Below are 8405 nucleotides of genomic sequence, written 5' to 3'. Positions count from 1 at the left end.
GTGGTCGCCATGTCCAGGCCGTGCGTGATGCCGTCACGCTCGATGTAGTCGATCAACGCCCGTTTCAGGACAGGGTTGTTGTGCCCGTAGTTGAGGGCGCCGGCACCGGCGAAGAAGTCCAGGTAGGCGCGGCCGTCCTCGTCGTACATACGGCTGCCCTGCGCGCGGTCGAACACGGCGGGCCAGCCGCGGCAGTAGCTGCGCACCTCCGACTCGAGGCTGTCGAAGACGCTCAGGTCGGGAGGAGTCAGTCCGAAGGACTGTCCGTTGAGGGTGGTGGGCGACGGGCGGGCGGACGGGGCGGTGGTCATCTGATCTCCCGAGGGGGGTGGTCTGAGGGTGTGGGGGCGGGAGCCGCGGGGCGCGAGGACCGGTGCGGCTCCCGGACGGGAGGGCACCGCTGTTCCCCCAGAGGAAGCGGTGCCCGCCCGGTGTACCCGGCTGCGGTCAGCTGCGCGCCCGGACGAAGTCCGCGAGCCGGCGCATGCCTTCTTCGAGTTCCTGCCGGTCGCCGGTGAGCGTCACCCGGACGTGGCCCTCGCCCTGCTGCCCGAAGGAGTCGCCCGGGCACACGCAGACCTGCCTCTCCCGCAGCAGTTCGTAGGCGAAGGCCCGCGAGTCGAGGCCCGTGCAGGAGATGTTCAGGAACACGAAGAACGTCGCGCTGGGCCGGATGTAACTGAGCCCGTCCACGTCCCCGAGGATCTTCTCCACGAGGGCGACACGCGACGACGTCTCCGTGCGGATCTCGCGAGCGAAGGCCAGCGCGTCTGGACGCGAGATGTACGAGGCGGCCACCTGCTGCATGAGGCCCGGGCCGCACGAGAAGAACAGCGAGCTGTAGTCGACGAGCTTGGCTATCAGTCCGGTGTCCTCGCTGACGGCGCAGCCGACCCGCAGGCCCGGTGCGGCGGCGTCCTTGGAGAGCGAGTACAGGTACGTGGTGGAGGAACGGTGGGGCAGCGGCTCCAGGTCCCCCGCGAAGACGAGGTTCTTGTAGGTCTCGTCGAGCAGGCAGTGCAGCCCGTTCCGCTCCGCGATGTCGAGGAGGGCGTCGAGCCGCTCCGGGTCCATCACCGTGCCCAGGGGGTTGGACGGCGAGTTGACGATCATGGCCCGGATGCCCGGGTCCTCGCTGATCAGCCGCTCCACCTGGGCCGGGTCGGGGTTCCAGCCCGTCTCCGGGTCCAGCGGGTAGGTGACGATCCGCAGCCCGTTGTACCGCGCGGCCAGGAAGTAGGTCGGGAAGCCGGGGTCCGGCAGCAGCACCGCGTCGCCCGGGTCGCAGGTCACGCCGAGGTACTGGCTGATCAGCGCGTTGGCCGGGGCGACGACGACGTTGTCCGCGGCGAACGCGACGCCCTTCTCCTGCGTGTACTGCCGCGCGAAGGCGCCCCGGATCTCCGGCATGCCACCGGAGGCGATGTAGCCCAGCGAGGGGTTCTGCGACAGCTCCTGCAGCGTGCTGACGATATGGGGGTTGGTGAATCCCTTGGTGTCGCCGATCTCCAGGTGGAGGACCGGGTGCCCCTGGGCTTCGAGGTCCTGTGCGGCGGCGAGGATCTCGAACATGGGCTGGGGCTGGAACGCCTGGGATCGCTGGGAGAGCGGGGGCATTACTGGGCCTTCCTGGTGTGGAGGTACGTGTAGTTGTCGTCGCCCGCCTGCTTCTCCAGATGGGCGGCGATCGAGGACGCGATCTCCTTGGCCCGCAGGGCGAGCAGGCTGAAGGAACCGGCGTCGCCCATGCCGTGGGAGGACTCGCACAGGCCGTTGAGGTAGACCTGCGGCGCGTCGCCGGCCTCCGGGGCCATGGCGAGGCGGTAGTCGCGGGTGACGGCGGCCCGGCCGGACTCGGTGACCTGGGCGCAGTCCTCGAAGGAGTGGAGCAGGGGCGGCAGGAACTCCTGGCCCTCCGCGCGGGATCCGAGGTCGCGGAAGCCCGTGGCCAGGATGACGAGATCCGCCGCCAGCTCCGAGGTGTCACCGGTGTGGCGTTCCGTGAGCGACAGCCGTACGGCGTCGGGCTCGGGCCGGCACGCGGCGATCAACGTGTTGCCGATGACCCGGGTGTGCTCGCGGTTGTCGAGCCGGTCCTCGTGGAGGCGCAGGTAGAGCTCGTGCACGACGTCGATGTCCGCGGCGGAGTAGTTGGTGTACCTCAGATCGGCGTTGAGCTCGCGCTTCGACGCCTCGGAGGCCGCGTAGTAGTAGTCGACGAACTCGGGGAAGTAGACGTGGTCCATGAAGGGACTCGTGTCCTTCTGCCGGAACCCGAAGGAACGCAGGATCCCGTGCACCCGGGCGTGCGGGAGGCGGCTGCGGAGGTCCAGCAGCAGTTCCACGGCGCTCTGGCTGCCGCCGACGACGGCGATCCGCGGCTGCTCCACGCCCTCCAGCCGTTCAAGGGCCCGGTTGTAGTGGGTGAAGTGGACCACTCGGGGGTCGTCGGCATCGGCGAAGGGGTCCGGGACGTAGGGCGTCCGGCCGGGTGCGGCGACGACGACGGGCGCGCGGAGTTCGGTGCCGTCCGCCAGCTCGACCACGCCGGTGCCCCCGTGCGAGGCGTCCCGGCGGATGCCGGTCACCTTGGTGCTGTAGCGCACGTCGGCGTCGAGGGTGCGCGCCACCCACTCGACGTAGGCGGCGTACTCCTTGCGGAGCGGGTAGTGCAGTCCGAGGTTCAGGTAGGAGAAGAAGCGCCCGGTCTCGTGGAGGTAGTTGATGAAGCTGAAGCGGCTGCGGGGGTTGGCAGGGGTCACCAGGTCGCGGACCGGGTTGTTCTGGATGTCGGAGCCGTCGATCAGCATGCCGGGCTGCCAGGTGGGACCGGGCCGGCCTTCCAGGAAGATCGCACGGAGGTGGGGGTATCGCTCCCGCAGGGCGACGGCCAGGGAGATGTTCCCGGGGCCGAACCCCACACCGATGATGTCGGCATCGTGTCGGGACATGTCAGACTCCTCGTCTGTCGGTTCGGGGTGCTTGGCTCAGCTCTGCGGAGTCAGCTGGGCGGCGAACGCCTGCAGCAACTGCCCGGCGGAGTCCGGTGTCATCAAGGCCGACCGGTAGTGGAGTTCCAGCACCAGGCTGTGGGCTTCCGTGCGCACGACGCCCATGAGGTCGTACCGCACGTCGTACGGCAGGGGTCCGGCCGCTTCGGCGGCATCCGCGGGCAGCAGGGGGCTCGCGCCCGGGATCGCGTTGAACAGCACGCTGCTGAGCGGATAGGGATCGTCGGCGGGGTGCATGCCGAGCCGCTCCACGAGGTGGTCCAGCTGCATCCACTGGTGGTCGAGCGAGCGCGCGAGTGCGGCCTGGGCGCCGCGCACGGTGCCGGCCAGGTCCTCGGCACGGCGGACGCGGACGGGAAGGATGTTGTGGAAGTTCCCCACCACGGTCGCGGTCGCCGGTTCCCGGCCGGTCGTGGGGACCAGGAGTACCGCGTCGTCCCGTTCCAGCCGTGCGGTGAGCGCCCGGGTGAACAGCCCCATCAGGACGCCGAAGGACGTGCACTGGTGCCGGGCGGCGAGGGCGGCGAGCCGCTCGGGCCCGGCGTCGAGGCGAAGGGCCGTGAAGGCACCCTTGGTCAGCTCCGTGTCCTGGCCCGGCCGGGGCGCGGCGATGCCCTCGCGCGGCAGGCACGTGGGCCGGACACCGGCCAGTTCGTTCTGCCAGAAGTCCCACAGCCGCTCGGACTCCGCCGGTTCGGCCGCGCTCCGGTGCCGCGCGTACTCGGCGTAGGCGGGCGCGGGCGGGACGGCGGGGAGCGGCGCTCCGTCCCACAGGTGGCCGGTGATGTGCGCGAAGTCGGTGCGCAGGATCTCCTGCGAGGTGCCGTCGGTGACCATGTGGTTCAGGACGAGGACGAGCTCGTCGCCCGCCGGATGCCGGACCAGGTGGGTCACGTAGGGGAGGCCGCCGGTCAGGGGCACGGGAACGGCGATGAGTTCGCGCGCCACCGAGGCCGGGTCGGCGTGGCGTTCCACGAGGTCCAGGGGCACGTCGGCGGGTGCCGCGACCGTCTGCCGGACCTCCTCGCCGTCGTGGGTGAACCGGGTCCGCAGGCTCGGGTGCCGCGCGACGAGGAGACGGAGCACCGTACGGACGAGCTCCGTGTCCGCTGCCGCCGGCAGGGCCAGTCGCAGCTGGACGTTGGCCCAGCTGCGCGTGGCGTCGGCCAGGTAGAAGGCGGCGAACCGCCGCTGCTGAGGGGAGAGCGGATAGGGCTGTCCGACCCGTGGCACCTGGGGCAGTTCGGGGGCGTCGCCGGGCTGTCGGTCGCGACGCATTCCGCCGTCGCGAAGGGCGTCGGCGAGCGCCCGGGGGGTCGGGGCGGACAGCAGGGTCGTGTGGCCGAGGGGGGCGATCCCTTCCTTCTCCTCGAGGATCGCGGACAGTTCCGCCGCGGCGAGCGAGTCCCCGCCGAGGGTGAAGAAGTTGTCGCCGGGCTGCACCGTGCCCACGTCGAGGGCCGTGGCCATCGCCCAGCGCACCGTGCTCAGGAGGGGGTCGGGGTCCTCGTCGTGAGCCCGCTCATCGGCGGACCGGGCCCTGCCGCGTTCCGCGAGGAGAGCGAGGGCCTGCTGCCGCAGGCTCGCGCGGTCCACTTTGCCGTTGGAGGTGAGCGGCAGTTCCTCGACGGGGTGGAGGAGGGCCGGGACCATGGGCAGGGGCAGGGAGCGTCGCAGCTCGTCGACGACGTGCTCGACCGCGTCGGCGCCCAGTCCGCCCTCGACGAAGGCGACCAGGGTCTTCACCCCTGGGGCGCCTGGAGCGCCTGGAGCGCCCGGCGCGCCGGAAGCCTCGGAGCCGCCGGCGGCCTCCACGGCCAGGGCGAAGGCATCGCCTCCGCCGAGCGGTCGCGCTGCCGTGCGGACGGCGGCGGCCACTTCGGAGGGCTCGATCCGGACGCCCTGGATCTTCACCTGGTCGTCCATGCGTCCGCGAACGACGTAACGCCCGTCGGGGAGTCGGGTCGCGAGGTCACCGGTGTGGTAGAGCCAGTCACCCGGCTCCCCTTCCGGGTCCTGCCGGAATCCCCCCGTGGGTTTTCCCTGCCCGTCGAGGTAGCCCAGGCTGCGGTGCGGGGTGCGCAGCACCACCTCGCCCGGGACCCCGCCGCTCACCGGGGAGCCGGCCGCGTCCAGGAGCCGTACCTCGCACTCCGGCAGCGGACTGCCGACCGGCAGGACGCCGGGCTCCTCGTCGCCGCGCACGCGGTAGGCGAACTTCGCGAGGGTGGTCTCGGTGGGCCCGTAGAGGTTCCAGACGTCGCCCCCGCCGGTCCGCTCCTGCCAGCGCGAGGCCAGTTCGCCGGTGAGAGGTTCGCCGGCGAAGCAGGTCGCGCGCAGGGTCGGGGAGGTGCCGGGGTCCGTGGGCGTCCGCAGCCAACTGCGCACCAGGGAGGGGACGGTGTGCAGGACGGTGATGCCGGCGTTCCGCAGCCATGGCAGGACGGTCCGGCCGTTGAGGCGGCCAGGCTCCTCCGGGAGGACGAGCGTCGCGCCGGAGCACAGCGGCAGGAACAGGTCCCGCAGGACCACGTCGAAGGACAGGCTGGTGAGCTGGCCGACGCGGTCCCCGGGTCCGGCCCGCAGGGCGTCGATCTCCCAGGTGATGAAGTGGGCCAGACCGCGGTGGCTGCCGAGGATGCCCTTGGGCGTGCCGGTGGAGCCCGACGTGAAGAAGACGTACGCGGCCTCGGTGCGCTCCGGCTCCGTCCCGGCGGCGACCGGAGAGGCGGCCTGAGGCGTGGACGGCTCAAGGGCGGTGACCGTGAGTTCCCCGGTCCCCGGCTCCGGCACGCCGGTCGTCAGCCTGATCGCCGGCCGCGCGCGGTCCAGCAGGAGAGCGCGTCGCGGTTCCGGCAGGTTCTCGTCGACCAGCAGCAGGACGCCGCCCGCCCACAGGACACCAAGTGCCGCCGCCACCAAGTCGGTTGAGCTTCTGCCGCGTACGGCCACCACCTCTCCCGGGGCCAGGCCGTGGCGCAGCAGCCCGGAGGCGATCAGGTGCATACGTGAACGGAGTTGGCCGTAGGTGAGGGTCGCGCCGCCCGGCCCTTCCACGGCCCGGGCGGCGGGATCACGCAGCGCGGCCGCCTCGAAGAGAGTGACGACCGAGCTGGACGGATCGCCGCCGCCTGCCGACGGTTTCCTGGACGCATTGGCGCCGGTACGCATTGTGGCGACATCTTTCTTGTATGAAATGAACGACCGATGGAAGGCAGCCAAAAGGATTCGGGCATGCGGGTACCGGGGGAAACGCGAAAGGTATCGGTCAACGGAGGCGGTGAAGTCCGTGAAGCCCCGTTTGCGTCGTGTTTCGCATACCGACCGCTCTTCGGCAGGTGACGCACTCCCGGCCACCCGGCGCGACCACCGCTACGGGTGCCGCGACCGGCGTGCCGTGAGCGACTTTGCCATGTCCACCAGCTGAGATGACACCGCATCATACGTGATCATGATCACATCGCCCGCCGCTCGCGAATCGCGTTGACGTCGTCAAACCCCTTGAAGTACTACTGAGTTACTGCATCTCGCCGTGACGGCTCTGTGAACCGGCCTCTACGCGCGGCCCATTGGACGCCTAGGAGTCTTCGACGTGGATCAGTCAGCGCATTCCGCCGACCCGTACGAGCCGGCGCGGGTGACCCTGATGGGCGTTCCCCGGGACGACGAGCACATATCCCGGGCGTTCGAAGGAATCGTCGGGGCCGGTCCTGCCGTGGAAATGGTCTGGGCGGAGGACGCTGAGGACGCAGCCCGGAATTCCGGACGTGTCGACGTGTCTTTCCTGCTGTCCGCGGTCGATCTCCACCGGGTGCTCGGACCGCTTCGGCATCATGCCCGGGGCTCCGCATGCTCCCGCATCCGTGTCGACCGGCAGGTGACCCGTATCGATTTACGTCTCCCGGGTCGCGGAGCAAGGAGGAGTCTCCTCGCACGCATGCGCTCGACCGGTTGCGATCTGGAACGGGTGAGCCTCGTGTCCCGGCCGGACGGCAATACCGTCCTCCTCGTCCCGCGAGAGGGATTCGAGGAAGTCGAGCACGCGGCAATCGTGGAACAAGGGCGGTACGCCCGGAACGGTAACTCCGCATCCGACCCCGAGGAGTGGGTGTGAAAGCGAACAGCGCAACGGCGGATGCGCGGACGGCGCACGACTGGCACGTGTCGGTGTGCGACGACCTGCGGTCCGTCGGGGAGTCGGAATGGGACGCCCTGCTCGGTCCCGGGGATTTCTACAGCAGCCACAAATGGCTCCGCGTCGCCGAAGTGCACGACACCTTCCGTGCCCGGTACGTCGTCGTACGCGACAAAGACGGACGGCTGCTGGCCGGGCTTCCCTTCTACACCACGGACGAGGCCCCGCCCGACAAGCCGTACGACCCCTGTCTCGCGCTGGAAATCGAAAGCCTGCGGCCGGACATTCCCCGCGACAGCCTTTATCCCGCGGTGCTCCTCGGCGGGCGCGCCGGCTACACCACCCGGATCCCGGTCGCGCCGGACCTCGACGAGGCGACCCGCGCGGATGCCGTGAGATGCCTCGTCGATGCCTGCCGGGAGGCGATGTCGGACACGGCGCGGAGCTTGTCGCTCCTGTACACGGACGCCTCCACCGCCCAGACGCTCTCCTCGGTCGCCGCCCCCTCCGCGACACCGCAGTTGGCCGCGGGCGACACGGTGCTTCCCGTCGTCTGGGACAGCTTCGACGCCTACCTGGACACGCTGAGCAGCAGCCGCCGCCGGGCGGTCCGCAAGGACCTCGCGGCGTTCGAGGCGTCCGGTCTGGTCGTCGAGCACGGCAGCCTGAGCAGGGACTACTCGCGGATGGCGACCCTCCTCGCCAATCTGAACCGGCGGTACGGGGCCAACAGTTCGGAGCGCAGGCTGCGCGCCCACATCGGCCGGCAGGCGGAGGTATTCGGTGACGAGCCGCTGTGCCTCACGATCCGCCAGGACTCGGAGATCACCGGCTTCTCCCTGCTCTATTCCTGGAAGGACGAACTGTACTTCCGGATCGTCGGTTTCGACTACGACAGGATCCCCGAAGAAGCCGGCGCCTATTTCACCCTCGCCTTCTACGAGCCCATTCGCCACGCGATCAGGAACGGCGTGAAGGCGATCCGGTTCAGCCTGGAGACGAGTGACGCCAAGGTGCGGCGCGGCGCGATTCTGGAGCCCCGTTTCTCGATGATGTCCTTCCCCGACGGCGTCGTGCGGAGCGAGGACGCCCGGCGGCGCAACAGTGAGCAGCTGGCCGAGCTGGAAAGCCGTTTCGGCGGCGTTCAGGGGGCCTTGCCTCTCCCTTACTGGGAACGCACCTCCTGGCAGGAAGCCGGACTGCTCTGAACCGGCCACCGATGTGAAGCCCGGGGCCGTCACGGCTCACCACCCGTATGG

General features: G+C 70.3%; 6 protein-coding genes and 1 pseudogene. 2 read left to right on the top strand and 5 right to left on the bottom strand.

Annotated features, from left to right (window positions below; all coding sequences use genetic code 11):
- The 5 genes and pseudogenes from ACF08N_RS03405 to ACF08N_RS03385 all read right to left on the bottom strand — a co-directional run.
- Nucleotides 1-311: aminotransferase class III-fold pyridoxal phosphate-dependent enzyme (locus ACF08N_RS03405; protein WP_392322851.1), on the bottom strand; the 311-nt coding region annotated here is incomplete at its 3' end.
- Between the two features lie 136 nt (nucleotides 312-447).
- Nucleotides 448-1617 carry a pyridoxal phosphate-dependent aminotransferase gene (locus ACF08N_RS03400; protein ID WP_392322850.1) on the bottom strand — a complete coding sequence of 390 codons (1170 nt, stop codon included), beginning with the start codon at nucleotides 1615-1617 and terminating at the stop codon, nucleotides 448-450.
- Nucleotides 1617-2951: a lysine N(6)-hydroxylase/L-ornithine N(5)-oxygenase family protein gene (locus ACF08N_RS03395; RefSeq protein WP_392322849.1), complete on the bottom strand. Its 1335-nt coding sequence runs from the start codon at nucleotides 2949-2951 to the stop codon at nucleotides 1617-1619. The genes ACF08N_RS03400 and ACF08N_RS03395 overlap by 1 nt, the downstream gene beginning before the upstream one ends.
- A gap of 36 nt (nucleotides 2952-2987) precedes the next feature.
- Nucleotides 2988-4289 (bottom strand): condensation domain-containing protein, encoded by a 1302-nt coding sequence (locus ACF08N_RS03390; RefSeq protein WP_392322884.1) that lies wholly within the window; start codon nucleotides 4287-4289, stop codon nucleotides 2988-2990.
- 24 nt (nucleotides 4290-4313) lie between these two features.
- Nucleotides 4314-6095: pseudogene (locus ACF08N_RS03385) on the bottom strand (AMP-binding protein); the annotation flags it as partial.
- Nucleotides 6096-6603: 508 nt separating this feature from the next.
- Between ACF08N_RS03385 and ACF08N_RS03380 the strand changes: the two are divergent.
- Nucleotides 6604-7125, top strand: a complete 522-nt coding sequence (locus ACF08N_RS03380; RefSeq protein WP_392322848.1) for a hypothetical protein — start codon at nucleotides 6604-6606, stop codon at nucleotides 7123-7125.
- A complete protein-coding gene (locus tag ACF08N_RS03375; RefSeq protein WP_392322847.1) occupies nucleotides 7122-8354 on the top strand; it encodes a peptidogalycan biosysnthesis protein in 1233 nt (410 codons plus the stop codon). The genes ACF08N_RS03380 and ACF08N_RS03375 overlap by 4 nt, the downstream gene beginning before the upstream one ends.
- The last annotated feature ends 51 nt before the right edge of the window (nucleotides 8355-8405 follow it).

Source organism: Streptomyces sp. NPDC015127, from assembly GCF_043080095.1.
Lineage (GTDB): Bacteria > Actinomycetota > Actinomycetes > Streptomycetales > Streptomycetaceae > Streptomyces.
This window is presented reverse-complemented; position numbering and strand designations above follow the sequence as displayed.

Bases quoted from the DNA above. Each gene is read 5' to 3' on its own strand.
- ACF08N_RS03400 (WP_392322850.1), bottom strand. From the start codon at position 1,617: ATGCCCCCGCTCTCCCAGCGATCCCAGGCGTTCCAGCCCCAGCCCATG.
- ACF08N_RS03395 (WP_392322849.1), bottom strand. From the start codon at position 2,951: ATGTCCCGACACGATGCCGACATCATCGGTGTGGGGTTCGGCCCCGGG.
- ACF08N_RS03390 (WP_392322884.1), bottom strand. From the start codon at position 4,289: ATGCGTCGCGACCGACAGCCCGGCGACGCCCCCGAACTGCCCCAGGTG.